Origin of the sequence: Streptomyces luteireticuli (assembly GCF_041519305.1) — a bacterium.
GTDB classification, from domain to species: domain Bacteria; phylum Actinomycetota; class Actinomycetes; order Streptomycetales; family Streptomycetaceae; genus Streptomyces; species Streptomyces luteireticuli.
This window is the reverse complement of the sequence record NZ_CP167928.1, coordinates 411,574-438,144: the sequence shown is the minus strand read 5'-3', so window position 1 is coordinate 438,144 and position 26,571 is coordinate 411,574. Positions and strand designations below refer to the sequence as shown.

Annotated in this window: 31 protein-coding genes, 2 pseudogenes and 1 other annotated feature; of the genes and pseudogenes, 19 read left to right on the top strand and 14 right to left on the bottom strand. The window is 66.8% G+C overall.

Annotated features, from left to right (window positions below; genetic code table 11):
- Positions 1-9 precede the first annotated feature (9 nt).
- Entirely contained in the window at positions 10-759 is a 750-nt protein-coding gene (locus tag AB8735_RS37740; protein ID WP_372412302.1) for a transposase family protein, read from the top strand.
- Here AB8735_RS37740 and AB8735_RS37735 read toward each other — a convergent pair.
- The 5 genes from AB8735_RS37735 to AB8735_RS37715 form a co-directional block, all read right to left on the bottom strand.
- Positions 750-1,562 carry an IS3 family transposase gene (locus AB8735_RS37735; protein WP_372412344.1) on the bottom strand — a complete coding sequence of 271 codons (813 nt, stop codon included), beginning with the start codon at positions 1,560-1,562 and terminating at the stop codon, positions 750-752. The two genes, AB8735_RS37740 and AB8735_RS37735, sit on opposite strands and share 10 nt — an antisense overlap.
- Positions 1,488-1,601 (bottom strand) — a sequence feature (AL1L pseudoknot). Its footprint overlaps the gene before it by 75 nt.
- Complete coding sequence (locus AB8735_RS37730; RefSeq protein ID WP_372412342.1) at positions 1,559-1,879, bottom strand: transposase; 321 nt, start codon at positions 1,877-1,879, stop codon at positions 1,559-1,561. Its footprint overlaps the feature before it by 43 nt. Before AB8735_RS37730 ends, AB8735_RS37735 begins: the two co-directional genes overlap by 4 nt.
- Before the next feature lie 48 nt (positions 1,880-1,927).
- Entirely contained in the window at positions 1,928-2,107 is a 180-nt protein-coding gene (locus AB8735_RS37725) for a hypothetical protein (RefSeq protein ID WP_372412340.1), read from the bottom strand.
- 28 nt (positions 2,108-2,135) lie between these two features.
- A complete protein-coding gene (locus tag AB8735_RS37720; protein WP_372412336.1) occupies positions 2,136-2,267 on the bottom strand; it encodes a hypothetical protein in 132 nt (43 codons plus the stop codon).
- Positions 2,268-2,544: 277 nt separating this feature from the next.
- Positions 2,545-2,991 carry a hypothetical protein gene (locus AB8735_RS37715; protein ID WP_372412338.1) on the bottom strand — a complete coding sequence of 149 codons (447 nt, stop codon included), beginning with the start codon at positions 2,989-2,991 and terminating at the stop codon, positions 2,545-2,547.
- A 294-nt stretch (positions 2,992-3,285) separates the two neighbouring features.
- On the opposite strand from AB8735_RS37715, the gene AB8735_RS37710 reads away from it, so the two are divergent.
- From AB8735_RS37710 to AB8735_RS37695, 4 genes are all read left to right on the top strand, one after another.
- On the top strand, positions 3,286-3,417 hold the full coding sequence (locus tag AB8735_RS37710; protein WP_372412336.1) for a hypothetical protein: 132 nt from the start codon (positions 3,286-3,288) through the stop codon (positions 3,415-3,417).
- 28 nt (positions 3,418-3,445) lie between these two features.
- Positions 3,446-3,727 carry a hypothetical protein gene (locus AB8735_RS37705; RefSeq protein ID WP_372412334.1) on the top strand — a complete coding sequence of 94 codons (282 nt, stop codon included), beginning with the start codon at positions 3,446-3,448 and terminating at the stop codon, positions 3,725-3,727.
- Positions 3,728-3,811: 84 nt separating this feature from the next.
- The gene (locus AB8735_RS37700) at positions 3,812-4,333 is read left to right on the top strand and encodes a DDE-type integrase/transposase/recombinase (protein ID WP_372412332.1); all 522 of its coding nucleotides are present in this window, start codon (positions 3,812-3,814) and stop codon (positions 4,331-4,333) included.
- A gap of 241 nt (positions 4,334-4,574) precedes the next feature.
- Positions 4,575-5,444: an IS5 family transposase gene (locus AB8735_RS37695; RefSeq protein ID WP_372404158.1), complete on the top strand. Its 870-nt coding sequence runs from the start codon at positions 4,575-4,577 to the stop codon at positions 5,442-5,444.
- Between the two features lie 9 nt (positions 5,445-5,453).
- Here AB8735_RS37695 and AB8735_RS37690 read toward each other — a convergent pair whose 3' ends face one another.
- The 4 genes from AB8735_RS37690 to AB8735_RS37675 form a co-directional block, all read right to left on the bottom strand.
- Complete coding sequence (locus AB8735_RS37690; RefSeq protein WP_372412330.1) at positions 5,454-6,233, bottom strand: UbiA family prenyltransferase; 780 nt, start codon at positions 6,231-6,233, stop codon at positions 5,454-5,456.
- Between the two features lie 732 nt (positions 6,234-6,965).
- Positions 6,966-8,519, bottom strand: coding sequence for an ABC1 kinase family protein (locus AB8735_RS37685; RefSeq protein WP_372412328.1), 1,554 nt, complete (start codon positions 8,517-8,519; stop codon positions 6,966-6,968).
- The gene (locus tag AB8735_RS37680) at positions 8,516-8,785 is read right to left on the bottom strand and encodes a hypothetical protein (RefSeq protein WP_372412327.1); all 270 of its coding nucleotides are present in this window, start codon (positions 8,783-8,785) and stop codon (positions 8,516-8,518) included. The genes AB8735_RS37685 and AB8735_RS37680 overlap by 4 nt, the downstream gene beginning before the upstream one ends.
- A 33-nt stretch (positions 8,786-8,818) precedes the next feature.
- Positions 8,819-9,103, bottom strand: coding sequence for a hypothetical protein (locus tag AB8735_RS37675; protein ID WP_372412325.1), 285 nt, complete (start codon positions 9,101-9,103; stop codon positions 8,819-8,821).
- Between the two features lie 613 nt (positions 9,104-9,716).
- Between AB8735_RS37675 and AB8735_RS37670 the strand changes: the two genes are divergently transcribed.
- The 12 genes and pseudogenes from AB8735_RS37670 to AB8735_RS37615 all read left to right on the top strand — a co-directional run bounded on the left by AB8735_RS37670 (position 9,717) and on the right by AB8735_RS37615 (position 22,348).
- Positions 9,717-11,603, top strand: a complete 1,887-nt coding sequence (locus AB8735_RS37670) for a 1-deoxy-D-xylulose-5-phosphate synthase (protein ID WP_372412323.1) — start codon at positions 9,717-9,719, stop codon at positions 11,601-11,603.
- Positions 11,600-12,199 (top strand): annotated as a pseudogene (locus AB8735_RS37665) (flavodoxin-dependent (E)-4-hydroxy-3-methylbut-2-enyl-diphosphate synthase); the annotation flags it as partial. The gene AB8735_RS37670 and the pseudogene AB8735_RS37665, both read left to right, overlap by 4 nt.
- Before the next feature lie 72 nt (positions 12,200-12,271).
- Positions 12,272-12,580, top strand: coding sequence for a transposase (locus tag AB8735_RS37660; RefSeq protein WP_372404934.1), 309 nt, complete (start codon positions 12,272-12,274; stop codon positions 12,578-12,580).
- Complete coding sequence (locus AB8735_RS37655) at positions 12,577-13,497, top strand: IS3 family transposase (RefSeq protein WP_372404936.1); 921 nt, start codon at positions 12,577-12,579, stop codon at positions 13,495-13,497. The genes AB8735_RS37660 and AB8735_RS37655 overlap by 4 nt, the downstream gene beginning before the upstream one ends.
- A gap of 34 nt (positions 13,498-13,531) precedes the next feature.
- Positions 13,532-14,050 (top strand): annotated as a pseudogene (locus AB8735_RS37650) (flavodoxin-dependent (E)-4-hydroxy-3-methylbut-2-enyl-diphosphate synthase); the annotation flags it as partial.
- A complete protein-coding gene (locus tag AB8735_RS37645) occupies positions 14,047-15,123 on the top strand; it encodes a polyprenyl synthetase family protein (RefSeq protein WP_372412322.1) in 1,077 nt (358 codons plus the stop codon). The pseudogene AB8735_RS37650 and the gene AB8735_RS37645, both read left to right, overlap by 4 nt.
- A 179-nt stretch (positions 15,124-15,302) precedes the next feature.
- Positions 15,303-16,316 carry a terpene synthase family protein gene (locus tag AB8735_RS37640; RefSeq protein WP_372412320.1) on the top strand — a complete coding sequence of 338 codons (1,014 nt, stop codon included), beginning with the start codon at positions 15,303-15,305 and terminating at the stop codon, positions 16,314-16,316.
- 380 nt (positions 16,317-16,696) lie between these two features.
- Positions 16,697-16,891: a hypothetical protein gene (locus AB8735_RS37635; protein ID WP_372412319.1), complete on the top strand. Its 195-nt coding sequence runs from the start codon at positions 16,697-16,699 to the stop codon at positions 16,889-16,891.
- A 236-nt stretch (positions 16,892-17,127) separates the two neighbouring features.
- A complete protein-coding gene (locus AB8735_RS37630; RefSeq protein ID WP_372412317.1) occupies positions 17,128-18,543 on the top strand; it encodes a cytochrome P450 in 1,416 nt (471 codons plus the stop codon).
- On the top strand, positions 18,540-19,565 hold the full coding sequence (locus tag AB8735_RS37625) for a hypothetical protein (protein WP_372412315.1): 1,026 nt from the start codon (positions 18,540-18,542) through the stop codon (positions 19,563-19,565). Before AB8735_RS37630 ends, AB8735_RS37625 begins: the two co-directional genes overlap by 4 nt.
- Positions 19,562-20,665: a TIGR03857 family LLM class F420-dependent oxidoreductase gene (locus AB8735_RS37620; protein ID WP_372412313.1), complete on the top strand. Its 1,104-nt coding sequence runs from the start codon at positions 19,562-19,564 to the stop codon at positions 20,663-20,665. Before AB8735_RS37625 ends, AB8735_RS37620 begins: the two co-directional genes overlap by 4 nt.
- A gap of 33 nt (positions 20,666-20,698) precedes the next feature.
- Entirely contained in the window at positions 20,699-22,348 is a 1,650-nt protein-coding gene (locus AB8735_RS37615) for a B12-binding domain-containing radical SAM protein (RefSeq protein WP_372412311.1), read from the top strand.
- A gap of 44 nt (positions 22,349-22,392) precedes the next feature.
- On the opposite strand, the gene AB8735_RS37610 is transcribed toward AB8735_RS37615, so the two are convergent.
- The 4 genes from AB8735_RS37610 to AB8735_RS37595 all read right to left on the bottom strand — a co-directional run bounded on the left by AB8735_RS37610 (position 22,393) and on the right by AB8735_RS37595 (position 24,509).
- Positions 22,393-22,755: a helix-turn-helix domain-containing protein gene (locus tag AB8735_RS37610; protein WP_372412480.1), complete on the bottom strand. Its 363-nt coding sequence runs from the start codon at positions 22,753-22,755 to the stop codon at positions 22,393-22,395.
- 652 nt (positions 22,756-23,407) lie between these two features.
- Entirely contained in the window at positions 23,408-23,686 is a 279-nt protein-coding gene (locus AB8735_RS37605; protein WP_372412310.1) for a DUF6087 family protein, read from the bottom strand.
- A 13-nt stretch (positions 23,687-23,699) separates the two neighbouring features.
- Positions 23,700-23,936: a hypothetical protein gene (locus AB8735_RS37600; RefSeq protein WP_372412308.1), complete on the bottom strand. Its 237-nt coding sequence runs from the start codon at positions 23,934-23,936 to the stop codon at positions 23,700-23,702.
- Positions 23,937-24,173: 237 nt separating this feature from the next.
- Positions 24,174-24,509: a hypothetical protein gene (locus AB8735_RS37595; protein ID WP_372412306.1), complete on the bottom strand. Its 336-nt coding sequence runs from the start codon at positions 24,507-24,509 to the stop codon at positions 24,174-24,176.
- Positions 24,510-24,701: 192 nt separating this feature from the next.
- On the opposite strand from AB8735_RS37595, the gene AB8735_RS37590 reads away from it, so the two are divergent.
- Together AB8735_RS37590 and AB8735_RS37585 are read left to right on the top strand one after the other, a co-directional pair.
- Positions 24,702-24,890: a hypothetical protein gene (locus AB8735_RS37590; RefSeq protein ID WP_372412304.1), complete on the top strand. Its 189-nt coding sequence runs from the start codon at positions 24,702-24,704 to the stop codon at positions 24,888-24,890.
- Positions 24,890-25,738 carry an FtsK/SpoIIIE domain-containing protein gene (locus AB8735_RS37585; RefSeq protein ID WP_372412303.1) on the top strand — a complete coding sequence of 283 codons (849 nt, stop codon included), beginning with the start codon at positions 24,890-24,892 and terminating at the stop codon, positions 25,736-25,738. The genes AB8735_RS37590 and AB8735_RS37585 overlap by 1 nt, the downstream gene beginning before the upstream one ends.
- On the opposite strand, the gene AB8735_RS37580 is transcribed toward AB8735_RS37585, so the two are convergent.
- A complete protein-coding gene (locus tag AB8735_RS37580) occupies positions 25,729-26,478 on the bottom strand; it encodes a transposase family protein (RefSeq protein WP_372412302.1) in 750 nt (249 codons plus the stop codon). The two genes, AB8735_RS37585 and AB8735_RS37580, sit on opposite strands and share 10 nt — an antisense overlap.
- Positions 26,479-26,571 lie beyond the last annotated feature (93 nt).

The window sequence follows — 26,571 nt, the reverse complement described above, 5'->3', positions numbered from 1 at the left end:
AGATGCCCCGTGTTCCTCTATCCTGCCGCATGCGATCTCGACGAGGAGCTCCTGGAGCTGGTGACGATGGTGATCGTCGCGCGCAACGGTGACCGCACCTGCAAGCTGCGCCCGTACGACCAGGCCCGGTGCACCCTGGTCTACCTGCGCAAGCACGACACCTTCGAACAACTCGCGGCCGGCTTCGCGATCAGCGTGGCCACGGCCTGGCGCTACGTGAACGACACGATCGGGCAACTCGCCGACCTGGCCCCCACGTTGACGGAAGCGCTCACAAGTCACCATGCCGACGGCTACGTGCTGCTGGACGGCACCGTCGCGGAGACCGACCGGGTCGCCGCCGGAGGACACTTCTCCGGAAAGATCCGCCACGAGGGCGTGAACCTGCAGGTCGTCACCGCAGAAGAGGGGAAGCTTCTGTGGATCTCGCCCGCCCTGCCCGGCGGCACCCACGACGTGAAGGCCGCTCGCGAGCACGGCATCATCGAGGCCTGCGCACAGCTGGACCTCGAGATCCTCGCAGACAAGGGCTACCGAGGTGCCGGCGGCACCGTCATCACCCCGGTCAAACGCCGCCCGAACACCGAACTGCCCGGCAAACACAAGAAGTCGAACAGGGTCCACGCATCACTCCGGGCACCTGTCGAACGGACGATCTCCCGGATCAAGCAGTGGAGGATCTTCCGCCACGCCCGCATCAGCCCGAACAAGCTCACGTCAGCCGCCGCAGCCCTCCTCACCCTCATGATCTACACGTGAAAAAGGCTCCAGGTCAGCGTGGTGATCTCGACGTCGTCGAGAGTTCTCCACGGGCCGCCGGGTTTGATGGCCTCGGTCTTGAACAGGCCGATCGTGGACTCCATAAGCGCGTTGTCGTAGGCGTCGCCGACGGTGCCGACGCTCGGGGCGGCGCCGGCTTCGAGGAGCCGGTCGGTGTAGCGGATGGACACATACTGGCTGCCCGCATCGCTGTGATGTATGAGTCCGTGCAGGTCAGTGGCCCCGTCGCGGTCACGGGACCAGATAGCCATCTCGAGCGCGTCCAGGACAAGATCGGTGCGTTTGTGGCCGGCGGCCCGCCAGCCGACGATCTTCCGGGAGAAGACGTCCAGGACGAAGGCGACGTAGACGAAGCCGGCCCAGGTGGCGACGTAGGTGAAGTCGGTCACCCACAGCTGGTTGGGACGGGAGGCGGTGAAGTCACGGTCGACCAGGTCCGCGGGACGCTCGGCGGAAGGATCGGGAACGGTCGTGCGTGTGGTCCTGCCGCGGACGGCGCCTGCCAGGCCGAGCGAGCGCATGAGGCGTTCGACGGTGCAGCGGGCCACCTCGATGCCCTCGCGGCGCAACTGCCGCCAGACCTTTCGAGCTCCGTAGACACGGTGGTTCTCGTCGAAGACGCGCTGGATCTCCACCGTGAGCTCCTCCTCCCGCAGCCGGCGCCGCGAGGGACTGGCCTCGCGCTTCTTGGCGGCGTAGTACGTGGACGGAGCGAACTGCAGCACCTCGCAGACCGGCTCGACCCCGAGCTCCTCACGCACCTCGTCGACGAACACGGTCATCTCGGCAGTCGCGGGTCGAGCTCCCGCGCGAAGAAAGCCGACGCCGCTTTGAGGATCTCGTTCGCCCGCCTCAGCTCGCGATTCTCACGTTCGAGCTCGGCGATCCGCTGGGCGTCGGCGGTGCTGGTGCCGGACCGCTTGCCGCCGTCGACCTCGGCCTGGCGCACCCAGTTCCGCACCGCCTCGCGATTGATCCCGAGCTGGTCGGCAACCCGCGATATCGACCCCGTCCTCACGCCGGTCTGCTCGCGTATCTCGAACACCATCCGCACGGCCCGCTCACGCAGCTCGTCAGGGTACTTCCTCTTCGCTGGCATAGGTCCCAATCCTCCAGGATTCGAACCCTCTAACGAACACGGGGCGGTTCAGTCCCAGCAAGGGGCGAGGAACCCGTCGACCGGAACGGGCTCGCCGCAGGGCAGCCGGGCGATGCCGAACCCCAACTGCTTGAGGGCGCTGCGGTTTACCGGCCGCAGCAGCGTGCCGTAGCGTGAGACGGTGGGCTGGGAGGCGCCGAAGAGCTCGCCGGCCATCTCCTGCAGCATCGTGCCGCAGCAAGGAAGCAGAGCAGGACTACCGCTTCCACAACGGCAGCACGCGCGGCCGTCCCGTCGTCCGGTCCCGGTCCGGCAGCCGGCGCTCCACCCGGCCGATGAGCAGGGACAGCTGATACGGGCTCAGTCCGGTAGTACGGTGGAAGCGCATCGGTCCCCCCGAGCGTCCGTATTTGCGGTGACACGTCGTACGGTACGCCGAGGGGACCGATCTTGCTTTCCATGATCAACCACTCAAAATCCACAGAGTTTTGAATAACCTTCCTGTCCGGAAACTTCGGGGCACCTCAAACCCTCCGGAGCCGTAAGAAAATTATTTGTTGGCGGTTGTCATGCTCACCTGCGGTGTCAAGAGGCAGAACCCGCAAGTAATTTCCTTACAGCTCCTCCACACTACGAGGGGATGGACAGGATGTGAGACAGAGCCCCTACTTGCAGGTTCCGTTGCCTTGGGGATCCAGGCTGCATGTGGCCTGGAGGGTCGCTCCGAGGTCGGAGGCCCCTCCAGGCAAGCCGTATACCGTAACGTTCTCGATGATTTCGACCTTCTCGCCGTTGGTGACGCTGCCGAGCGAGGTAAGAGGGATGTCGATCTGTTCTGCGCCGCCGTTGCCCTGAGCGGTAGCGGTGCCGACAGACAGATCCACCCCTCCTGCTGCCACCGTGACAGTGGCCAATTCGGTGGATCCTTCCTCGGTTCCGTTCAGGAACAGACTCAGTGAGACCGGGAGATTGTGGTTGATGCCGAGGATGTTTGCCCCGATGGCCGTGTTTGCGTGCGCGGCGGTGGGGCTGAGTAGGATCCCGGTGGTGGCGAGGAGGGTTGTGGCGGCAGCAGCGCCCAGGGCACGTAGTGGGTGGTGGTGACGGTACATCGCGGAACTCCTTCGTTCGATCACTGGTCTGTGAGGGCCGGATAGGGGCCGCCGACGTTCTCGGTGCGTCATTGGCCCGGGGGGCATCACGGGCTGCGGCTGGTCAGTCGCCGCCTGCATTACCATTGCAACACGCTAGGCACAGACTGGCCATCGAGTGGGCGCTTGCACTGCACACCGGGAAGGTTATTCAAAACTCTGTGGATTTTGAGTGGTTGATCATGGAAAGCAAGATCGGTCCCCTCGGCGTACCGTACGACGTGTCACCGCAAATACGGACGCTCGGGGGGACCGATGCGCTTCCACCGTACTACCGGACTGAGCCCGTATCAGCTGTCCCTGCTCATCGGCCGGGTGGAGCGCCGGCTGCCGGACCGGGACCGGACGACGGGACGGCCGCGCGTGCTGCCGTTGTGGAAGCGGTAGTCCTGCTCTGCTTCCTTGCTGCGGCACGATGCTGCAGGAGATGGCCGGCGAGCTCTTCGGCGCCTCCCAGCCCACCGTCTCACGCTACGGCACGCTGCTGCGGCCGGTAAACCGCAGCGCCCTCAAGCAGTTGGGGTTCGGCATCGCCCGGCTGCCCTGCGGCGAGCCCGTTCCGGTCGACGGGTTCCTCGCCCCTTGCTGGGACCGGAAGGACGCCGAACAGCTGTTTTCTGCAAAACACCGGCGCGCGGGGCACAACAGGCAAGTCGTCTCCGACCTCCGTGGCAGGCTGCAGTGCCACCAGTTCTGAATAACCTTCCTGGTCCCGTGCCAGCCACGACCCTGGCGACCGACCACCGTCGCCGACGACACGGCGCCGTCCGCACCCGACCTGATGGCCCGTGACTTCACTGCAGAGGCCCCCGGCCGCAAACTGGTCAGCGATATCACGTATATCCATGCCTGGGCCGGGTTCCTCTATCTCGCAACGGTTATTGACTGCCACACCAAGGCCGTGACCAGCTGGGCGATGACCGACCACATGAAGGCCTCGCCCATATCGGATGCGCTCGACATGGCAGCACGGAACACCAACCTCACCGAGGGCTGCATTTTCCACTCGGACCACGGCAGTCAATACACTTCCCGGGAACTCTGGGGGAAACTCCGCTCGTTGGGGCTCAGGGCATCAGTCGGCCGCACCGGGGTCTGCTGGGTCAATGCCATGGCCGAATCATTCTTCGGCGCCCTGAAGAACGAGTCCACCGTCGGCCCGCCTCCGTCAGACATGTCCTGCACTGGTCCCACTGGCGCCGGAAAAGGCAGTACCAAGCCCGCATCTGCCACTACAAACGACGAGGCCACACACCACCAGAAACTGCCCAACCGTCACAGCAAAGACCGTTGCAGTACTTAGTGGAGGTTTCATCCTGGAATCCCCCGTGGCAGACCGATTCTGAAGAGCGGTCAGTGAGGCACGTGTGGTTTTCGTTCCTGTTGGTGCACCACGGCATCGGACTTGCGGCGCGTTATGCGCTTTGGGTTCCGACATCAGCCTTGGAGTCTGTCTCATTCAAGGATGCCCGGTCTCACCCAGGAATCGGCGAGTGGACCTCCGGGCCCTGGCGGTGGGTTCCCCAACGCGGTACGCCAAGAGTATGGGCGAACGCCGAGCGTATGGCAGCGATCTGTCCGATGACCGATGGGCCCTGGTGGAGCCGGTGTTGAGCGAGTGGCGTGCCAAGCGCCGCCAGGCCGGCATCCCCGGTGGGCGGCCACCGAAGTACGCGCTGCGGGACCTGCTGGATGCGATCTTGTACGTGGACCGCACCGGCATCCCCTGGCGCTACCTGCCCCACGACTTCCCGCCGTGGGAGACCACCTACCACTACTTCGCGTACTGGCGTGACGAGGGAGTCTTCGAGAAGCTGAACGGGCTGCTGCGGCACCGGCTGCGTGAGCAGGCCGGACGGGACGCCGAGCCGAGCGCGGGGATCATCGACGCGCAGAGCGTGAAGACCGCCCACACCGTCCCGTCCGCCACACAGGGCACGGACGCCGCGAAGAAGATCGTCGGCCGCAAGCGCAGCATCCTGACCGACACGCTCGGCCTGCTGCTGTTCGTGCTGGTCACTGCCGCCAGCGTGCAGGACTCCACCGCCGGCACACCCTTGATCAGGCAGGCCTCCCGGGCACACCGGCGGCTGCGGAAGATCTGGGTCGACGGCGGCTACCGCCAGCACCTCGTCGAGAGCGCCGCCCGGCTGGGCATCGACCTGGAAATCGTCCAACGCAAGCCCGGGACCAGGGGATTCGCTCCGATTCCACACCGCTGGCCAGTAGAGCGGACCTTCGGTTGGATCATGATGCACCGCCGTCTGGCCCGCGACTACGAGACGCTGACCGCCAGCTCTGAAGCCATGATCTACCTTGCAATGATCGACACCATGGCCCGCCGGATCACCGGAGAAACCACCCAAACCTGGCGCACCTCAACGCCCGAGGATGAGACACCACGCCCAGGATGAAACCTCCACTTAGAGTGCGATGAAAGCGGATGCCAGGACGGCGGTGTACCAGTACTCGAAATATCGGTAGGTGTGGTGGTCGTAGGCGGGGGTGTGGCGGCGGGGCACGCGCCAGGCGATGGTCCAGCAGAGTGCGGCGGTAGCCGCTTCGGCGAACCAGGCCGACGGGCTGGCGCCAGCGGCCCGGATAAGTAGTACGTGGTCGACGAGGGGGAGGAGGGTGAAGCCGGCGCAGAGCAACTGGCGGGTGAAGGATTCGCTGAAGGCGATGGGGAACGTCATTCGGCGGGTACTGGCGTCTCCGTGCAGGTCGCGAAGGTCCTGAATAGGGGTCAGGAAGAAGATCGGAATGGCGAGGGCTAGCATCCAGCGCCAGGCATCGGCGTTCAGGGGAGCGGTCATCTGCCAGGCGGGGCCGAGCATGGGCAGGACGCCGAAGCCGATGACAGCGTTCTTCACCACCCAGTTCCGGGAGCCGCCGAGGTTGTGCAACAGAGTCATGGCTTGCCAGATCAGGGCCCATTGCCAGACTCCCAGTGCCCATCCGACCAGGGGAAAGGCGATGAAGGTGACGCCTGTCCGCAGGAAGGCGCCTTGCCGGGAGGTGTCTCCTACCACTAGCGGTCGGGAGGGCTTGTTGATCTGGTCCTCATGCATGCCCGCGAGCTGGTTGGTCAGGCAGAAAGTGTAGAGGTAGAGCCAGAAGTAGATCACTGAAGCGGCGGCGGTGACCGCGAAGCGGCCGGGTGGCAGGTGGTAATGGAGTCCCACCGCGATCGTGAATACCACTCCGGGGTAAAATCCTGCCCACAGGTCGTTCCTGATGAACCGCCAGCTGATCCAGGGTTCGCGTCCCAGGTGCCATAGGACCGTGCGGGCAGTGCAGACCAGGCGGCGCGCTGTGTCCGGCGCCGGGGCGGTGACTGCTACGGGGTCTCTTTGCGTACCTGCCATCGGACTGCTCCTGGGTGTTACGCGGGATGCTTCGTCGGGGGATGGGCCAGATGTCGCAAGGCCACGGCGGCTGCCTGCGGAGACACCGCGGTTTCAAGGCTGCGTGGGGCTTGCGGCCCGACGCTCCTCGATCACGAGTTCAACCGCGTCGCGAGCGCCCGCGTCGGTGAACAGGTGTCGCGGGTGGCCGTTCTCGTGTCCGCTGAGGTCGGGCTTACCGGGAAAGCTCGTAACACGTCTTGCTGGTGCGGGTCGGCGTGCGACTTCCACTGTCAAGCGGGTCTTCCTGGCCGTTCAACGAACCCGTCCGGCGACCGACTCGACGCCCTGTATCACCGTGTAGAGAAGACTGGGCGCGCGGCCGGCCTCGTCGTCGGCGCCAACCGGACGCCCGGGGTGCTGAGGATCGTGAACTCGCCTCCGCCGAGCGTGCTTTTGATCGATCGCCCGACTGGGAGGGATCGGTCGGTGAGCGCCCGGCTGGTGGCCGTGCAGGGCCCCGTTAAGGGCGGTGCGGTGGTGCTGTAGTGCTGGTTGGGCATCAGATGCCTCCTTGCATGGATTCCACTACCCTCCAGGTCCGTTGTTGAATGGATTTGGTGGGTTTTTGTGGTGATGGAGTTTCCATAGGGCGTAGGCGGCTGCAGCAGTGAGGAAGCGGCGTCGGTTGCGTGATCTGGACGCAGCGGTTTCGGTGCGTGCGGCCTGTGGGTCTTTGCGCGCTGTGACGCGGAGAGTGAAGTCGTTGTTGGCGAGGCTGTCGAGGAGATCGCGGGTTTTCTGCAGGGCGGCGGGGGCGGTGTTCATGAGTTCCAGGACGGTGCATGCGGCTTGTTCTTCGGAGAGGAGTTCGCGGGCGAGGTGGAAGATGATTTCCTGTATTTCCTCTTTCAGGATGTCGGTGATGACGGTCTCTGGGCACAGGCAGCGGATGGAGCCCTCGATGTTGGCGAATGCTTTTCCGAGGATGGCGATGGTGGGGTTGACACGGATGCCGCGGCGGGTGGAGTACTGTAGGACGGCGGTGAGGCTGACGCCGAAGTTGAGGTCGTCGAGGGACGCGGTGGCCACTTTGGGTACGAAGGCGGCCATGTCGTCGGCGAACTCGGCTGCCTGGGCCCACGGGGTGGGGTGGCCGAGTGATGTCCATGTCCGGGCTACTGCCGCGCCGTTGTTCTGGCCCATCTGGAAGAGCAGCAAGAGAAGGGCGCTGCTGAGGGAGCGGTCGAGGCGGCCGGTCATGCCCCAGTCGATGAGTGTGGCGCCCTGGCCGGGTTCGACGAAGATGTTGCCCGGGTGGGGGTCGGCGTGGAAGAACCGGTCGGTGAAGAAACCCCGGTACATGAACGCCAGCAGCTCATGGCTGATGGCGGTGCGTTCGGCGTCGGAGAAAGACTCGGGTGTGGCGTCCCTGATGGAGCACCCGGGTGCCAGTGTCTGGATGAGCACGTGCTCGGTGGCTGTGATGACTGCGGGGACGGACAGGTGCTCGAAGGGTTTGGCGCATTCACGGGCCCGTTGCATGTTGCGGGCTTCCAGCCGGAAGTCCAGTTCGGGTTCCATGGCGTCGAAAATGGTGCTGAGCACGGCTTCTACGTCAACCATGGCATTCAGCCGGGGGCTGGATCTGGCGAGCAGGCGGGCCAGACGGCGCAGGAGTGTCATGTCCGCGGCGACGATGCGGCGGATACCGGGTCTTTGGACTTTCACGACGGCAGGCTGACCGGTGCGGAGGGTGGCCCGGTAGGTCTGGGCCAGTGAGGCAGCGCCGAGGGGGTGGCCGGTGTCGATGTCGCGGAAGGTTTCACGCCAGTCAGGCCCGAGGCCGTGGGCGAGGACCGGCTCGAAGACGGAGAACGGCTGCGACGCCACCCGGTCGTGGAGCTGTTCCAGTTCGCTGATCACAGTCTGAGGCACGACGTCCGGACGGGTGGAGAGGATCTGGCCGATCTTGACATAGAAGGGTCCCAGGTCCTCCAGGGCCTCGCGCGCGGCCACTGCGCGCTGGCGTTCCGCTTCTTCACGGGTGATCCGGCCGTGGCGTGCGGCCAGATCACGGCGCGCTTCCCCGGCGATGAGCCGGCCGGCCCGCGTGGCAATGTGCCTGCCGCGGCCTTTCACGGTCCACTCCGGCAGGTGTCCTGGCAGATGCTGCAGCAGCCGGTGGCGCTGCTGTGGTGTTGCCCGGGTCGACGTGTGGCGGTGGCCAGGCCAAGGGCTGTGATCAGGACGCCGGCCAGGAGCCGGTGGGTGCAGTCACTGCCGGTGTTGTGGTCATGGGCGGAGAAGCGGCGCCCAGCGCGAAGATCCTGGATCAGCTCGCCGTGTGCCACGGGCCTGCCCAGGCCGGGGTCGTAGACCGTGCCGTCGGCATGACGGCACAGCACACGCACAGTACGGGCCATCGCGGGCGCACGCGGTCAGCGTGTGCGGGTGGGCCGCGCGGGCGCGGCGTCGTCCTCACGGGTGGGGGAGAAGGCGTTGACCGCGCGAGCGAGGATCTTCACTTCCTCCCGCAGCGCCGCGATCTCCTCACGCGCGTACTCCGCGGCCGGTGGCGTGTCCCAGCACCGGCAGCCAGGGCGGCGCCGTCGGCTGCAGGGGTCGTCCCAGCACTGGTCTCCGAAGACATCGTCGACCATGTCACCGAAGTCTTCGGTCAGGTCGGACAGCAGGCCGCCGATACCCCTTCGATACCGTGCCACGATGAACCTCCCCAACTCGGCCCGGCAAGACCGGACCCCGTCAACGGGCGCACAGTTTTTGGATCCATCCGTATGCTGGCCCGGGAAATCCTCTTAAACTCGGGCAGAAAATCCGATAAGATGAGGATACTGCACTTGAAGAACCGGATTTTCCGGCCCGGCGTGACATGCATGCGGTTTCGCGTCATGTGTTCACGCGCTCGGTCTTCATGAACGTAGGCCGTCCCGGACGCACGCGTCCAGGGCGCCTGGTACGGCGCGTGAAGCAATAAAGGCGTTCGGGAAGCACATGCTGGCGCGCGGAACCTGGAACGGACGTATATGTGAACGCGCCGGGAAAATGCGCGCCTAGTGTACCACCTCCGCGTGAATACGGTGTTGCGCGCGGAGGGCGGGCCTTCCGGTGATACGTCTTCCGCGAGGTTGCGCGATTATGCGCCGGTCCCCACGTCTTGGCTTCGTACAGGCGGTACACGCGCCTGGTGCTGACACGGGGCGGTGGTTGACAGTGCCGGTATTCGCTCGATCCGGGACCGGCCCCTCCGCTTAATTGCGGGCCAGCGTTTACCGGTCCCCATCGAACCCGCCCGTCGTTTCTTGAAGGGGTCGGCTGATGAACCCCTCCACCGCTACGGGAACCGTGGCCGTGCCGCCGCTGGTTGCGGCGTGCACCAGCCCGGCAGCCCTGCGCACCATCCCCAAGGCCGCCCTGGCTGAACTCGCCGAGAATATCCGCGACTTCCTCGTGGGCGCGGTGTGTGCAACGGGCGGGCATCTGGGCCCGAACCTCGGGGTGGTGGAGCTGACGATCGCACTCCACCGGGTCTTCGACTCTCCCCGCGACGTACTCTTGTTTGACATCGGGCATCAGGCGTATGTGCACAAGCTGCTCACAGGCCGGGCAGCGGGGTTCGACGCGCTGCGCCAGGAGGGAGGCTTGTCGGGGTATCCCTCCAGGCTGGAGTCGGAACACGATGTGATCGAGAACTCCCACGCCTCCACCGCCCTGTCCTATGCCGACGGCCTGGTCAAAGCACACGCTCTGGCAGAGCGGACGGATCGCGCGGTGGTAGCGGTCATCGGTGACGGCGCCATGACCGGAGGCATGGCATGGGAAGCACTGAACAATATCGCCGCCGCCCCCGGGCGCCCGGTGATCATCGTCCTCAATGACAACGGCCGCTCCTACGCCCCCACCACCGGCGCCCTTGCCGCCCATCTCACCCGCCTGCGCAGTCCTGTCGGCGAACCGGCCCGCAAACACAACATGTTCGCCAGCCTCGGACTCGCCTACGTCGGCCCCGTCGACGGCCATGACATCGGGGCCCTGGAAGAGGCCCTGCGCCGGGCCCGGTCTGTGGGCCGTCCGGCGATCGTCCACGTCGTAACGGTCAAAGGCAAAGGGTACGCGTATGCCGAGGAGGACCAGGCTGACCGCTTCCACGCCGTGGGTGTGACCGATCCGGCAACCGGCCGCCCGGCGCCCGCACTGCGGCACCCCAGGGTCTGTGCTCCGCGCAGCTGGACCAGCCTGTTCGCCGGTGAACTTCTCGCTCTCGCTCGTGAACGCCAGGATGTGGTAGCGGTAACGGCGTCGATGCTACGGCCGACCGGCCTGCATCTCATGGCTGAGGCCTTCCCGAGCCGGGTGTTCGATGTCGGGATTGCCGAACAGCATGCGGTGGCCAGCGCAGCCGGTCTGGCCACCGGTGGCTACCACCCCGTAGTGGCCCTGTATTCCGCATTCCTGTGTCGGGCGCTGGACCAGGCGCTGATGGATGTTGCGCTGCACCGTCTTCCCGTGACGTTCGTCCTGGACCGTGCCGGCGTCACCGGCCCGGACGGGCCCTCTCATCACGGCATGTGGGATGTGAGCGCGCTCGCCATCGTGCCCGGTATGCGCATCTGCGCGCCGCGGGACGCAGCGCGGTTGCGGGAGCTGCTGCGCGAAGCAGCGGACGTCGGCGACGGTCCGACGTGCCTGCGGATCCCCAAGGACACGGCGGGGGAGGAGATCCCGGCGCTAGCGCGGATGGACGGTATGGACATTCTCCACCGCAGCACCGGCCATTTCCTGGACGTCCTGCTCGTCGCCACCGGCCCCACCATCAGGCCAGCTCTAGACGCCGCCCGGGTCCTGGAGACGGAGGAGGGCATCGGCTCCACTGTGGTGGATCCGCGCTGGCTGCTGCCAGTCAACCCCGCCCTTGTCCACCTCGCGGCACGGCACAACCTGGTGATCACGGCCGAGGACAATACCCGCACCGGTGGCTTCGGCAGCCACCTGGCCCTGGCCTGCACCGATGCAGGCATCACCGTCCCCGTCCACCCCCTGGGCCTGCCGTCCGCGTTCCTTCCGCACGCCACCCGCACCTCACTCCTGGCCCAGGCAGGGCTCGATGCCGACGGGATCACCAAAGCTGTCCTGGCCGCCCGCTACCACCTCCACCGCCACACCGTCACCCCCCAGTACCTCGACCAGGCGCGGAGGCCGCAATGAACACCAGCCCCACACCACCCCCGCCGCCTCCCCTCACACCGGTGCGCCGCCGCTCCCGCCGGATTCATGTCGGCGCTGTCCCCGTCGGCGGCGGCACACCCGTGAGCGTGCAGACCATGACCACCACCCATACCGCCGATGTGGATGCCACCCTCCAGCAGATCGCCGAAATCACCGCAGCCGGTTGCGACATCGTCCGCGTCGCCGACTCCACCCATGACGACGCCGAGGCGTTGCCCGCGATTGTGAGGAAATCCTCGATCCCTGTCATCGCGGATATCCACTTCCAGCCCCGCTACGTTTTCGCCGCGATCGATGCAGGCTGCGCCGCCGTGCGGGTCAACCCCGGCAACATCAAGAAATTCGATGGCAGGGTCGGCGAGATCGCCCATGCCGCCGCAGCGGCCGGGGTGCCGATCCGCATCGGCGTCAACGCCGGGTCCCTCGACCCACGTCTGCTCGCCAGACACGGCAGCGCAACCCCGCAAGCCCTCGTCGAGTCCGCGTTGTGGGAGGCATCCCTGTTCGAGGAGCACGGCTTCACCGATTTGAAGATAGCGGTCAAACACCACGACCCCATGACCATGATCGCCGCCAACTGAGCTTCCCCCGAGATGCGGAGTCAGTTGACAGAGGGTCAGATGGGACTCATGAGAGGACCTTCGACCATGGCTGCCCCGAGAAGATATCCGCTGGAGTTGCGTGAGCGTGCGGTGCGGATGTACCGCACCTCCGACCCGAGGCCGCAGATCAAGAAACTGGCCGTCGACCTCGGCGTGCATCCGGAGGCCCTGCGCGGCTGGATCCGCCAGGCCGAGGCCGATGCCGGCGAGCGCGACGACCGGCTCACCACCGACGAGCGGGCCGAGCTCACGGCCCTGCGCAAGGAGAACGCCCAGCTCAAGCGGGCCAACGACGTGCTGCGGACGGCCTCGGCGTTTTTCGCGGCGCAACTCGACCCGACCCGGCCCAGGTGACGGCGCTCGTTGACGAGCATCCCCGCCTGGGGGTCGAGTGCGTACTCCGGGAGCTCCACATCCCTTCCGCCACTTACTACCGCTGGCGCCGCGCGGAGAAGGAGCCGTGCGAACGGCGCCGCCGGGACGTCGAGCTGACCGAGCAGATCCGCACGATCCACGCCGACTCCGGCGGGATCTACGGCTCGCCGCGGGTGCACGCCGTCCTCAAACGGGAGGGCGTCCGCGTGGGCCGCAAGCGGGTCGAACGGCTGATGCGCGAGGACGGTCTTGCGGGCGTGAGCCCACGCCGCAAGAGCGGCTTCACGCGCCGGGACCCGAAGGCCACCTTGGCCCCGGACCTGGTCAACCGGGACTTCACCGCACCCGCGCCGAACCGGCTGTGGGTCACCGACCTCACAATGGTTCCGACCGGCGAGGGGCCGCTGTGGCTCTCGGCGATCCGCGACGCGTTCTCCCGCCGGGTGGTCGCCTGGGAGACCTCCGCCCGCGCCGATGCGGACCTGGTGCTGACCACCCTCGAGTACGCCCTCTCGTCCCGCGAGGTCGAGCCGGGCAAGCTCATTCACCACGCCGATCACGGCTGTCAATACACGTCCATCAAGCTCACGACCCGGTTGGTGCGGGCGGGAATTGAGGCGTCCATGGGGTCCGTGGGGGACTCGTACGATAACGCCCTCGCGGAAAATCTGTGGATGCTGATCAAGACCGAGGGCCTGCGCGGCCGCACCTTCGCCACACGTGCCGAGGCGAACCTCGCGCTCTTCGAGTACATCGACGGTTTCTATAACCCCCGCCGCATCCAAGAACGGCTCGGCTACCTCAGCCCGATCGAGTTCGAGGAGAAGCACTACACCGACCAGGCGACGGCCGAACCAGCGAACCTGAACACCCATCAACCCGTCCCGACCTGCTGATCAGCAACTCTCACGCAGCGGGGGAACCTCAAACCGGCTCCTCGCCGACGCCTGTGACTACCCCCTCCACCTGGGCGTCACCGAAGCCGGTCCCGCCCTCCAGGGCGCCATCAAGTCGGCAGTTGCCTTCGGCGTTCTGCTGGGCGAAGGGATCGGGGACACCATCCGCGTCTCTCTTTCCGCCGACCCGGTGGAACAGGTCAAGGCCGGCATCCACATCCTGGCCTCGCTCGGACTGCGCCCGCGCAGGCTGGAGATCGTCTCCTGCCCCGGCTGCGGACGCCTCCAAGTCGACATCCACCGCCTCGCCGCACAGGTGGAAGCCGCCTTCGACGGCTTTCCGCATGCGCTGCGGATCGCGGTCATGGGGTGTGTGGTCAATGGGCCGGGTGAGTCCCGCGAGGCCGACCTCGGGGTCTCGTGCGGCAACGGCAAAGGGCAGATCTTCTGCAAGGGCAAGGTCATCACCACAGTCCCCGAATCGAAGATCGTCGACACCCTCCTCGACGAAGCGCTCCGCCTCACCAGCACTACCGATGGGGACGTGCTGTGACCACCCAGAACTCTGCCACCAGGCAGGTCACCTGCGCTGCCATCCGTGACCGTATCGACGCTGTGCTCGCGGAGTTCCTCGAGGGCAAGTCCCGCCAGGCGGCTGCCCGCAACCACCCGGCCGAGATTACCGACGTCTTGCACGACTTTCTGTTCGCCGGCGGTAAGCGGCTGCGGCCCGTGCTGTGCGTCCTCGGTTACCACGCAGTCCGCGGTCACCGGACCTCTGCACCGGTGGCACAGGTGGCGGCCTCGCTGGAGTTGTTCCATGCCTTCTGTCTCATCCACGACGACGTCATGGACCACTCCGCCACCCGCCGCGGCCGGCCCACCGTCCACCGCACCCTGGCCGTTCGCCACCACGACCACCCCGCTGCAGCGCAACTGGGCACGAGCGCTGCGATCCTCACCGGCGACCTGGCCCTGGTCTGGTCCGACGAACTCCTGGCCACAGGGCACCTCACCCGGACCCAGCGCGCCGCCATCCGGCCGCTGGTCGACGCCATGCGCACCGAGGTCATGTACGGCCAGTACCTCGACCTGACCGCCACCGGACAACCGACCGCCAACACCGGCACCGCCCTTGAGATCATCCGCTACAAGACCGCGAAATACACCGTTGAGCGTCCCTTGCACATCGGCGCTGCCCTCGCCGGGGCTGACAAGCAATTCTTCGACAGCCTCAGCGCATTTGCGCTGCCGCTCGGCGAGGCGTTCCAGATGCGGGACGACCTGCTGGGCGTTTTTGGCACTCCGGCCGAGACCGGCAAGCCGGCCCTGGACGACCTGCGCGAAGGCAAGCACACCGTCCTGGCGGCCCTGGCACTCATGAACGCCGACATCACGCAGACCCGGCTATTGCGCGCCGGATACGGCAACCCGCACCTCACGGAGGACAACGCCGCCACGCTGCGCGCAGTCCTCAAAGCCACCGGCGCGGCCCAGACGGTCGAGGACATGATCCGGGCCCGCTACACACAGGCCCTGACCGCGCTGAGGGACGTAGCGGTCCCCGAACCGGTCGGTGCCCAACTGCGAGCCCTGGCCGAGACGGCCGTGTGGAGGAGATCATGACCGCAGTCGGCATTCCTTCGCCCAGCGCGAAGACCCCCGCCGAAGCCATGGGCTCGTCTCCATACACGATCACGCATCAGGCGCGGTTGCGTACAGCGCGTGCCGAGTACTTCCGGATGCTCGGCGTCGGCACCCCGAGCTTGCGCCTGCATGACTTGCTTAGCCCATCCGGCGTCCGCGTGAGCGACCTGTGCCGCTCGTACCGGCCCAGTTCGTACCAGGCGCAACTGGACACGGTGATGCAGGAGTTCGCCTGGCGGCACGGTATCTGGGTGGAGGGGAGCAGTGACGCGTACACGCATCTCGTCGCTTTCGTCTACCCCGACGCCGCCCCCGAGCGGCTCATGACGCTCGGCAAGATCTATCTTGTCGACTTCTACCTGAATGACACCATCGGGCGGGACAAGTTCGCCCACCTGGCACCCCGCGAGCGCCGCGACGCCGTACGGGTCGTGGAACGCATAGTCCGTGCCTGCGAGAGTTCCTCCCGCGAGGAGGCCACCGGGCTGGACCGCGCCCACGGTCAGGCCCTCGCTGAGATCCGCGCGAGCGCCGACCCGTCCTGGTGGAAGGGCTTTGTGCCGTTGTGGCGGGCTCATCTGGCCGAGACACACCAAGACCGGAACGCGGCAGCCACCGGACGGGTCCCGACGGTGGAACGGTACATCGAGGAGCGCATCGTCTACTCCGGCATGGCCCACGCCGTCGCTCTCGTGGAATACGGCATGCGCATCAGCCTTGACCGGGCCGCCCTGTCACGTCTCGCCCCTGGGGCCGAGGGGATGGTCGACCGCCTTGGCTGGCTCTGCTGCGTGGTCGCCGCCCTGTCCAACGACCTGTTTTCCCTGGAGAAGGAGTTCGTTGACCACGAGGCCGACACCAACCTGGTGCCGGTCCTGCTCCTGTGCGAACCCCGGATGACCTTCGACGACGCCGTCCGAAGGGCGGGGGCCATCGTATCGGGCTACCTGACCGAGTTCCTGGACACTGTGGACCGCATCGGGCGGACCGAGGAGGAGCTGCGGCCAGCTGCTCCTCAGTTGGCCGCGACCCTGGCCGTCTACGCCCGTGCGGTGAGCCACTATGTCCAGGCGTGCTGGTCCTGGCAGACCTACACGACCCGGTACCGCAGGAACCGGTCAATCTTCTGGGAGCTCTGCACTCCGCAGGGGAGGTTCGATGAACGAACGTGAGATCAGGACATCCGGCCGAGCAGGGCTGGCCCCGCCCCCCTTGAGCCCACTCTCTCTGACTCTGACGCGGCGGGCGCTTCCGGAACTGTTCCCGGTGCTGCACGACCCGCCCGAGGGTATCGCGGAATGGTTCTCCGCCAACAGCCGGGAACACGTAGCCGGGGCCTTCCTGTCGAACATCAGTATGACCTTTGTGGTCTGGGTGATCGTAGGGCTGACCGAATTGCTGGACACACCGCGGACCGGATTGCCGCGCAAGGCGGTCGTGCCGTCCTCAGCCATGATCGGTGCGGCTTTCCTGGCCGCCAACGCCCTGGTGTCGAGCCCCGCGATCGCACATATCCAGGAACTGGTTCCTCGCCCCAGGCCCTGTCCGCCGCATGACCGAGACAGCGATCTTCATATGGCTCAGCGTCCAGCCGATGATGGCCTTCATGCTGGTCGCCGCCTGCGCCGCGATCCTCCGCAGCAGGAAGCTCCCCTTGTGGCCCCTCTGGCACGCCCGGCTCGTCGAGGTCAGCGGCCCCCTGGCCACGCGCAAAGCGACCGACCCTCGATTTCCGCCGCGACAGTGACCTCAAACGCCGACGTTGAACCGCTCGGCGAACCGAAGACAGTGCGCTGTGAGCTGGCTGCGGCAACAGGCACAGATCGTCCATCTACAGGCCCAGCTCGGGCAGAACCCGAAGAACTCCTCGAAACCGGCCACGCTCGGACAGCCTTGTGCAGCCATCGCCGAACTCGCCGAGGGTTTGCCCGGCACCGGAACCGGGACGGCTGCCACACCACATCCGGTACGGAAGGAACGGCGATGCCGAAGAAACCGCCCCACACCACATCGCTCCGGCAGACAGCGCAGTCTGTCCCGGCAACTGGGATCCTCCACATGCCGGGAGGCTTTCCGATTCTCGGGCATGCGGGGCAACTGCGCACCCATCCACTGGAATTCGTCCGGTCACTGAGGGAATACGGCGATATCGTCGCGTTCCGGCTCGGGCCAAGGACCGCATACGCGGTCAACCACCCGGACCTCATCCGGCAAATGCTGGTCACCGATGCGAAGAGCTTCACGAAAGGACGGATGTTTGACAAGGGGCGGCTGGTGGCCAGGAACGGCTTGTTCACCTCGGAAGGCGACTTCCACCTTCACCAGCGCCGGACTATCCAGCCCCTGCTCGGCCGGGCGCACATCCGGCAGTACACAGCCACGATGTGCCAGATCACGCAAGCCCACGTGGGCACGTGGCGCGATGGCCACGAAATCCGCATGGACCGGGAACTATTCGATCTGGCCCTGGCCACGGCCACCCGGGTGCTGTTTTCCACCCAGCTCGGCAAGGGCCGCTCCGAGACGGTGCGCCGCTGCCTTCCTATCCTTCTGGAGGGACTCGGCAAGCGCGCCGTGGCACCGATCGACTTCTTGGACAAACTGCCCACGGTCATGAACTACCGCTTTAGCAAGGCGCTTTCCCTGATGCACAGCGTGATCGAAGAGATCATCGCCGAATACCGGGTCCGTGACACCGGTACCGCAGACCTGCTGGCAGCGCTGCTGGCGGCACGCGATGAGGACACCGGGGAAGGCATGAGCGATGAGCAGGTGTACGACGAAGTCATCACCATGCTCATCGCCGGAACCGAGACCACCGCAGGGGCACTGAGCTGGGCCTGCAACCTGCTGAGCCGGCATCCTCACATCCAGGCCCGTCTCCAGGACGAACTGGACGAGTGCCTGGGTGACCGGGATGTCGCCTTCGAGGACTTGGGGAAGCTGCATTTCCTGCAGCAGGTGATAGCCGAAACCCTCCGCCTTCACCCGTCGACGTGGATGCTCACGCGCAGCCCCGTCACCGACATCGAACTGGGAGGACACGTCCTGCCTGCCGGTTCGACCATCCTGTTCTCGATCTACGCCCTGCAACGAGACCCGTCGCTGTTCCCGGACCCGGACTCGTTCGACCCGGACCGCTGGGCGCCTGATCGTGCCGAGCAGCTCAACCGGGACGCCTATATCCCCTTCGGAGCAGGCGTGCGCGGGTGCGCGGGCGAACAGTTCGCCCGCACGGAAATGGGCGTCATTCTCAGCGTCATGCTGCGCCAGTACACACTGAGTCCGGCATCCGGGCCGCCCGCGCGACCGATCGTCCGGCTCATCGCCATGCCAAGTGCCATGCCGCTGATCGTCCACCGGCGCCCGCACGGGCGCGGTGTCCGCGAGGTCTGGTGAATACCATCAATGCCGCCGTCTCCCGGGGCATCGCCTACCTCGTCCGGCAGCACCGTGGGCTCTACCCGGACGCGGCACACGTCATGGGCGCCTACTCAACAGCGACGTTCGTGGAGCTGTATGACGCGCACTTCGGTCTGTCCGCTGCCCAGATGCAGACGTTCTCGCGGCTGCGGTGCGAAGGTAAAACCTTCCACATCGCTCTGATCACTGACGCCCTCCAGGACGCCGTCGAAGCCGGCCATGAGGAGTGCCGGCACCTGGTCGCGGAGAACGCCGCATATCTCCGCAAGAGCAAGGACGGGAGGTCCTGGCGATATTTCCCCGGCTTCGAGCCGCTCCCTTACGACGGCGACAGCCTCGGCCAGATAGCCCAGACACTCGCCCGGGCCGGGCAAGCCTTCCCGGACGATTTCCACGACGCCTTCGCCCTGGCCGCAGCCAACGCCTGGGGCGACGGGTCAGTGAGCACCTTCTTCTGCGAGGACCCGGACCAGCGGCGACGCACCGCGCTGAACAAGATCTGGGGACGCGGCCGAGACGACACCGGGCACGACGCGGAGGTGGTGGCCAACCTCATGTACGGGGCCCTGCTCTACGAGCGGCGCGTCGGCCCCTGTGCCCTGGGCCCCCTGGTGGACCCGGCGGTTACCTGGCTGCTTGACCAGCAGCACCCGATGGGGTTCTGGCGCGCCTCCTGGTACGTCGGCGTATATTACAGCACCTACACTGCTGTACGGCTGCTGCACGCGCTCGGCGGACACGACCAGGCCACGGACCAGGCCGCACGCTTCCTCACACAGGCCCGGGCCTGCGATCCGCTCAACCGGTCCCTGACCGCACTCGCGCTCACACACTGCGGGCATCCCTCCGCTCACCAGGAGCTCGCCCTGATAGCCGACAGCCAGTTCCCCGACGGATCATGGGAGGCGATCCCGTTGCTGGACAACCACGCCCGCGTCTGGGGAAGCCGCGCCGTCACCACCGCCTTCTGCCTCAAAGCGCTCCTGGCGGCACCATGAAACCCCAGCCCCGAGCTTCCATACCGCTGGGATCCTACGTGCTGCCCGGCGGCACCACCGATCCCAGGCACGCCATCAGCCAGGCCCACGCCGCCGAAGGCATCGGCCTGCGCACGCTGTGGATCTCAGAACGCCTCGGATGCCGCGACCTGGGCGTGGTAGCCGGCGCTCTCGGCCAGGCAACCAGCCGTGTGAACATCGGCTCGGCGATCACCCCTTTCCACATCCGCCACCCCGCCGTCCTCGCCTCCCTGGCCAGCACCATGCAAACCCTGACCAAGGGACGATTCCTCCTCGGGCTCGGGCGCGGGGGACCATGGCTCGCCGGACTCGGCGTCACTCCCATCACCCCTGCCCAGGCGGTCATCGACATCGCAGCCATCCTGCGCCGCCTGTGGGCCGGCGACACCGTGACCTACCACGGACCCGCCGGACACTACCCCCGCCTCCACCTCGCAGGCCCCTCACAGGCCACGCCCGTCCCCCTGCTCATGGCAGCCCTCGGACCACGATCACTCGAGCTGGCCGGGCAGCACTTCGACGGAGTGATCCTGCCCGCCTTCCTCACCCCCCAGGCCGTGACACAGACGACCACCACGGTCCGCAACGCCGCCTCAGTAACCGGCCGGAACCCTGCAGCCCTGCGCATCTACGCCACAGTCATCACCATCGCCGACCCCACACCCCAGGACCGTGACATCCTCGCGGGCCGCGCCATCAGCTACCTCCAACCAGCCCCGCATGGCGAGCGCATCGCACGCCTCAACGGCTGGGACACCGCCCCCCTGGCACGAATCCGCGCCCACCCCCTGCTGGCAGACCTCGGCCAGGCTTTGGCCGACGAGAAGTACCACCCCCTCCAACTCGCCGAACCCGGCCACCTCCTCCCGGACAACTGGCTCACCGCATCCACCGCAACTGGGCCTCCCGCCGCCTGCGCCAGACGGCTGGCCGAGTACCTCGACGCTGGCGCCGATGAACTCATCCTGCACGGCACCCCGCCCGACCGCCTCGAATCCATCACCACCACCTACCGCCACGCCACTAGCCCAAGCCCCCCACCAGCCAACGCTGCAGACCACCTCTGCCCACCGCAGTAAGCCACAGCACCCCGAGCCGAGGAGCGAGCAACGATGCCCCACTCATCACCAGCCGAGACCACGCATAGCGCCACCCACCCCCACAGCCCCCCGGCCCCCGGCACCAACCGCAGGATGCTGTGCGTCTTCCCCCACTACGCCCCCTCCTTCGGCACTTTTCACCACTCCTTCAAACTGGTCGGCGCCCGCGCCTTCTACCCGCCCCAGGGCATCCTCGTCATCGCCGCCTTCTTCGCCGCCCGCGGCTGGGCCGTCCGCATCGTCGACGAGAACCTGCGCCATCTCACCGAGACGGACCTGGCCTGGGCCCAAGTGGTCATGGTGTCCGGCATGCATGTCCAGCGAGACAAGATCCTGGACATCACCTCCCGCGCCCATCGCCACAACCTGACAGCCGTGCTCGGCGGCCCCTCGGTATCCGCAGCCCCGCACTGGTATCCCCAACCGGACATGCTGCACATCGGCGAGCTCGGCGACGCCACCGTGCAACTGGCCGAACGCCTGGAGCACGACCTGCACCGCCCCACCACTCAGGAGACCTACCCCACCAAGAAACGCACCGCCCTGGAGGACTTCCCCACCCCCGCCTACCACCTCGCCGACACCAGCGCATATCTGGCCGGCACCGTGCAAGCCTCCTCAGGCTGCCCATTCAAGTGCGAATTCTGCGACATTCCCGAACTCTACGGCCGAAAGCCCCGAATCAAGACACCCCAGCAGATCACCACCGAGCTCGACACGATGCTGGCCCACGGGATCCGCGACGCGGTCTATTTCGTCGACGACAACTTCATCGCCAACCCACACGCCGCCAAACGCCTGCTGGAACACCTGGTGACCTGGCAGCGGCAGCACCGCTACCCCGTGGACTTCACCTGCGAGGCCACTCTCAACATCACCCAGCACCCCGACCTGCTGGCCCTGATGCGCCAGGCCCGCTTCACCCAGCTGTATGTCGGCATCGAAACCCCCGAAGAAGACGCACTGATCGTCATGGACAAGCGGCAGAACCTGCGCTCACCCATCCTGCAGGCCATCGCCACCATCAACTCCTACGGCATCGAAGTCGCCTCCGGCGCTATCCTCGGCCTGGACACCGACACCCCCGACACCTACGACCGCTTCTGCCACTTCATCGACGCCAGCAACATCCCCTTCCTGACCATCAACCTGCTGCAGGCCTTGCCCCACACCCCGCTGTGGCGACGCCTGGAAGCCGAGGGCCGCATCCTGGCCGCCCCCGGGCCCGGCGACTCCAACGTGGACTTCCTACTGCCCCGCGACACCGTCGTCAACGGCTGGCGGCACGTCATCGCCCACGCCTACCAGCCCGACCGCATGTTTGCCCGCTACCTGCACCAGATACACAACACCCACCCACACCGGCTGCGAGTACCACTGTCCTCACCCCGCTACCGCCCTGCAGCCTTGTCCCGCGGCGCCCGCATCACCGCCAACGTGCTCTGGCACTGTGGTATCCGCGCCCCCTACCGCACCGCGTTCTGGCGCATGGCCACAACCGCACTCCTGCGCCACCGAAACCCCGAAGGAATGCTGTGGGCAGCCGTCGCCGGCCACCACCTGATCACCTTCACCGCCGAAGCCCTCGAAGACCGCACCGAGAAAACGTTCTACGCCGATACCATGCCCGACTGGCCTTCCCCTCGTAGGGGAGTGTCATGAATCGGGCCTGTCCAGTAAACGGTGTTTCTGTTGCTATCGGGGGGTTAGCGGCAGGTGGTCCACTCGCCGGGCGCCGACTCGTCCTCGGCCGCCAGGTCACCCCACGGCTCCCGCACAAGCCGGCCCGGAGGGTCGCAGCGGACCAGCTCGATAATGCGTGAGCGTTCCGCCTCGGTGATCCGCCGCTTGCGGCCGCAGCCCGGTCGGTCGCCGAGTCCGTCCAGGCCCTGGACATTGAACCGGTGCAGCCACTTGCGCACCGTCTTGTGATGACACCCGAGCCGGGACGCAATCACCGGAACACGGTCGCCTTCCCAGCTCAGTGTGATGATCCTGGCCCGCAGAATCCAGTCCGCCGGCGCATGCCGGGCACCGGCCAGCCTGCGGACCCTCCCCTCCTCAGCCACATCCGTGGCAGGGCGGGCCGACAGCAACTTCGGCACAGCAACTCGCCCCCGAGAAACCCGAGTCAGCGCCCCCACACCCCTACAACTACCCCGCCAAAGCGGAATCGAGCAGTAGCGGTGGTTTGTTAGACCGGGCGGTAGAGATCGAGGGGTCTGCCGGTGCCGACTCCCGCGGCAGCAGCAGACCGGCCAGGTACTCGCGGAAACCCCGGCGCTGGGCCAGCGTCCCGAAGAGATCGTCGAAGCGGGCAGCGTACGCTTCCAGCGGGCCAGGCGCAGGCGGACACGGCAGCCGCTTCGTCATCTCGGGCTCCCCAGAACGTGGTTGACACCTCCTTCCACGGCCTACTCCCACACGAACCCGCCGTCAACAAACCACCAGTATCGGAGCTGCGACACGCCCGTCCGGGATGACGGCACCTCTTCTCCGCGTGACAGCTGTGGGGGAGAGACGCCGCCATCTACCGGGCCGTGTTGCCGGTCAGGCCGGGGTGGGTTGCTTCCCCAGTACAGCGAGTGGGGAACCGGGGTGGGTGGGGACGACCGCGTCGACGGAGGCGCTGGTGCAGAGCGCGACGTCCACGGCTCCGGCCCGGGAGGTGCCGAATCGGACCTTGATCGATTCGGTGGGCTTGCTGCTCCGCCCGCCTCTTCACTCGCTGGATAGCCGTTCGTTCGCCCACTGCTGGGCTGCGGCGAGGTCGGCCGCGGTCCCGGCGGGGGCGAAGGCGAATCCGTCCCATTCCTCCAGGGCTCTGGGCCCGTCGGAGTGGAGGTGGCAGGCGCGGCCGTGGAGTGGGCGGTGGCGGCGGTAGATGTCCAGTGGCGGTCGGCGCCGTTTGTTGTACGCCGCGAGCGGGTCGTCGGTGTCGAGGCGGGGGATGGCGCGGGAGGGCTGGTTGGGCGGCCCGGGCCGGGAGTGCTTGCCCATGGAGGCGATGTTCTCAGGCTGCGGCGGTCGGCGGGCGGGAAGCCGCGAGATCGGCCGCGCGGGTGCGGACGTCCTCCACTGCGGCGGTGCGGTGCGGGCGGACGGCGGCCAGCAGGGTGTTCAGACGGGAGGAGGCTACGAGGGTGGAATCGACGCGGGCAGTATCGACGAGAGCCTGTTGGGCCGCGGCGGTGCCCTGCTCCGGCTCGCTCTCGTCGAACAGGGCGCCGGCCAAGTCGATATGGTCCATGACCTTGACCCGGTCGAAGCCCGGCCTCGGACTGGGAAGTCGGTACAGCGGTTACCGGTGAGAACGGTCATGGTCGGTAACTATCGGCATCGCGGGTGGTGTTGGTCTCCAGACGGCTTACCGGTAGTCCGCTGGCCCTGGCTGTGACGCTGGTGGCGCTTGACAGCTTGGAGCTCACCGCGCCCATCACCGCACGCCCGGCTGGCGGTGCGTGCGGCGGTGGGGCCGGTGATCAGCTCAGCCGAGATCGTCGTCGGCGCCGTTGAGGCCCTTGTTGCCCTGGTTGACGGTGCACTTGACCAGGCCGGCGACCGTGTCGACGGCCGCGTTGCCCTGCTGGACGGTGTCGTTGGCGGCGTTGCCGTTGGTATGGGCGCCGTGCCGCCGCGCCGGTTGGACCCGGCCATTGCGAAGGCGGTGGAGCGGCAGACCATGGCGATGCGCGAGCTCGCCGCGAAGGCGTTCTCCGAACCCGAGACCGCCCCAGAGGATGGGCCGGCCCCGATGGAAAGAGCGCGTGGCCAGTGCCGCCGCCAGGCTGCGGCCACTGGGCGTCGTCCCGCTCGGCGGCACGGTGGACCGGGATGGGCGGGGCTGCGTAGCGGGGATTGCCGATATTCCCTGGCCTGTTGTCAGACCAGGCGCTTAACCTCACGGGGAGTGATCTTTCTGTGACGGGTGCGGCGGGTGGGATGCAGTCCCGCTCGTCGGCCCGGACCTCCAGCACCACGGCCAGTATGTCACCGGCAGGAGGCACCACCCAGCATGTTGATCCGCAGCACGCAGGCACAATCGGCCGCCCCGGCGGCGCCCGCAATCGCGCCACACATCAACCCACCCGAGGTCCCGCCGCAGCAGACCGTCCCGGAGCCTGCCTGGCAGGCGGCGGACGGCTACGTCCTGCCCGCCCCCACCGACCGCGTCGCCGAGGAGGAAGCCAGCGGGGCGCGCTGATGGGAAGGAAGAGATACCGGTACGACGACCGAAGAAATCGGTACGACGACGACCGGGTTGAGGACGTCTACGGCCAGAGTGCCGGCGCGATCGGCGGCCTGATCATCGTCCTGGGCATCCTGTACGCCATCAAGGACCGGACGGGTCTGCCGTGGCCGGCCGCGGTGCTCCTCACCGTGGGCGTACTGGTCGGGCTCGGGTATCTGGCCTGGCGGGTCAAGACGGAAGTCGTCCGCAGATGGGCCAGACAGCCTGCTGAGCCATCGTCTGCTGAGGTGGCGCAGGAATCCGCGCCCGACGCGACGGCCGTTGTGGTCCATCCGGAGCTGACCGCGGCCCTGACCCGTACCGGGGCCATCGGCAAGGACGAGGTCATCCCGCTGTCCGACGTACGGACGGAAGAACTGTCCGGCATCGGCACCCAGTACACGTTCCTGGTGCCCAAAGGACGCACGCACGAAGACGTTGCCAAACAGCTCGGGCCGGTCGCGTCGATGCTCGGCGTCACCCGGCTCCACCTGAATCTGGAGACATCCCGGCGCACCGAACGCGAAGTCAAGCTCCTGAAATTGCACGAGCCGCCGTTCACGCGGCCCTTCACGGCTCCGACGCGGCAGGAGATCGAGACGTTCGCCGGTATTCCGCTCGGTCACGATGTCACCGGCCGGCTTGCTGGAGTTCCCACGTTCGACAAGGCGTCGTTGCTGGTTGCCGGTATGACGCAGATGGGTAAAACCACGCTGGTCAACGGACTCATCACGTGCCTGCTGATCGCGTACGGAGAATTCGAGCTGTACCTGCTCGACGGAAAATTCTGCGGGCTGACCAGGAGCCTTTTTCACGTGTAGATCATGAGGGTGAGGAGGGCTGCGGCGGCTGACGTGAGCTTGTTCGGGCTGATGCGGGCGTGGCGGAAGATCCTCCACTGCTTGATCCGGGAGATCGTCCGTTCGACAGGTGCCCGGAGTGATGCGTGGACCCTGTTCGACTTCTTGTGTTTGCCGGGCAGTTCGGTGTTCGGGCGGCGTTTGACCGGGGTGATGACGGTGCCGCCGGCACCTCGGTAGCCCTTGTCTGCGAGGATCTCGAGGTCCAGCTGTGCGCAGGCCTCGATGATGCCGTGCTCGCGAGCGGCCTTCACGTCGTGGGTGCCGCCGGGCAGGGCGGGCGAGATCCACAGAAGCTTCCCCTCTTCTGCGGTGACGACCTGCAGGTTCACGCCCTCGTGGCGGATCTTTCCGGAGAAGTGTCCTCCGGCGGCGACCCGGTCGGTCTCCGCGACGGTGCCGTCCAGCAGCACGTAGCCGTCGGCATGGTGACTTGTGAGCGCTTCCGTCAACGTGGGGGCCAGGTCGGCGAGTTGCCCGATCGTGTCGTTCACGTAGCGCCAGGCCGTGGCCACGCTGATCGCGAAGCCGGCCGCGAGTTGTTCGAAGGTGTCGTGCTTGCGCAGGTAGACCAGGGTGCACCGGGCCTGGTCGTACGGGCGCAGCTTGCAGGTGCGGTCACCGTTGCGCGCGACGATCACCATCGTCACCAGCTCCAGGAGCTCCTCGTCGAGATCGCATGCGGCAGGATAGAGGAACACGGGGCATCTCCGCAGGTCAGGCTTGGTTGTGGTGACCCGCCAACCAGCGAGATGCCCCGTTCGTCACGCCACCGTCAACACACGCCACCGCCC

Excerpts from the sequence above, each read along its gene's own strand:
- AB8735_RS37620 (WP_372412313.1), top strand. The coding sequence starts at position 19,562 with ATGAAACCCCAGCCCCGAGCTTCCATACCGCTGGGATCCTACGTGCTG.
- AB8735_RS37715 (WP_372412338.1), bottom strand. The coding sequence starts at position 2,991 with ATGTACCGTCACCACCACCCACTACGTGCCCTGGGCGCTGCTGCCGCC.
- AB8735_RS37735 (WP_372412344.1), bottom strand. The coding sequence starts at position 1,562 with ATGACCGTGTTCGTCGACGAGGTGCGTGAGGAGCTCGGGGTCGAGCCG.
- AB8735_RS37585 (WP_372412303.1), top strand. The coding sequence starts at position 24,890 with ATGGGAAGGAAGAGATACCGGTACGACGACCGAAGAAATCGGTACGAC.
- AB8735_RS37615 (WP_372412311.1), top strand. The coding sequence starts at position 20,699 with ATGCCCCACTCATCACCAGCCGAGACCACGCATAGCGCCACCCACCCC.
- AB8735_RS37670 (WP_372412323.1), top strand. The coding sequence starts at position 9,717 with ATGAACCCCTCCACCGCTACGGGAACCGTGGCCGTGCCGCCGCTGGTT.
- AB8735_RS37605 (WP_372412310.1), bottom strand. The coding sequence starts at position 23,686 with ATGGGCAAGCACTCCCGGCCCGGGCCGCCCAACCAGCCCTCCCGCGCC.
- AB8735_RS37725 (WP_372412340.1), bottom strand. The coding sequence starts at position 2,107 with ATGCTGCAGGAGATGGCCGGCGAGCTCTTCGGCGCCTCCCAGCCCACC.
- AB8735_RS37695 (WP_372404158.1), top strand. The coding sequence starts at position 4,575 with ATGGGCGAACGCCGAGCGTATGGCAGCGATCTGTCCGATGACCGATGG.
- AB8735_RS37720 (WP_372412336.1), bottom strand. The coding sequence starts at position 2,267 with ATGCGCTTCCACCGTACTACCGGACTGAGCCCGTATCAGCTGTCCCTG.
- AB8735_RS37600 (WP_372412308.1), bottom strand. The coding sequence starts at position 23,936 with ATGGACCATATCGACTTGGCCGGCGCCCTGTTCGACGAGAGCGAGCCG.
- AB8735_RS37700 (WP_372412332.1), top strand. The coding sequence starts at position 3,812 with ATGGCCCGTGACTTCACTGCAGAGGCCCCCGGCCGCAAACTGGTCAGC.
- AB8735_RS37590 (WP_372412304.1), top strand. The coding sequence starts at position 24,702 with ATGTTGATCCGCAGCACGCAGGCACAATCGGCCGCCCCGGCGGCGCCC.
- AB8735_RS37705 (WP_372412334.1), top strand. The coding sequence starts at position 3,446 with ATGCTGCAGGAGATGGCCGGCGAGCTCTTCGGCGCCTCCCAGCCCACC.
- AB8735_RS37660 (WP_372404934.1), top strand. The coding sequence starts at position 12,272 with ATGGCTGCCCCGAGAAGATATCCGCTGGAGTTGCGTGAGCGTGCGGTG.
- AB8735_RS37730 (WP_372412342.1), bottom strand. The coding sequence starts at position 1,879 with ATGCCAGCGAAGAGGAAGTACCCTGACGAGCTGCGTGAGCGGGCCGTG.
- AB8735_RS37710 (WP_372412336.1), top strand. The coding sequence starts at position 3,286 with ATGCGCTTCCACCGTACTACCGGACTGAGCCCGTATCAGCTGTCCCTG.
- AB8735_RS37630 (WP_372412317.1), top strand. The coding sequence starts at position 17,128 with ATGCCGAAGAAACCGCCCCACACCACATCGCTCCGGCAGACAGCGCAG.
- AB8735_RS37635 (WP_372412319.1), top strand. The coding sequence starts at position 16,697 with ATGACCGAGACAGCGATCTTCATATGGCTCAGCGTCCAGCCGATGATG.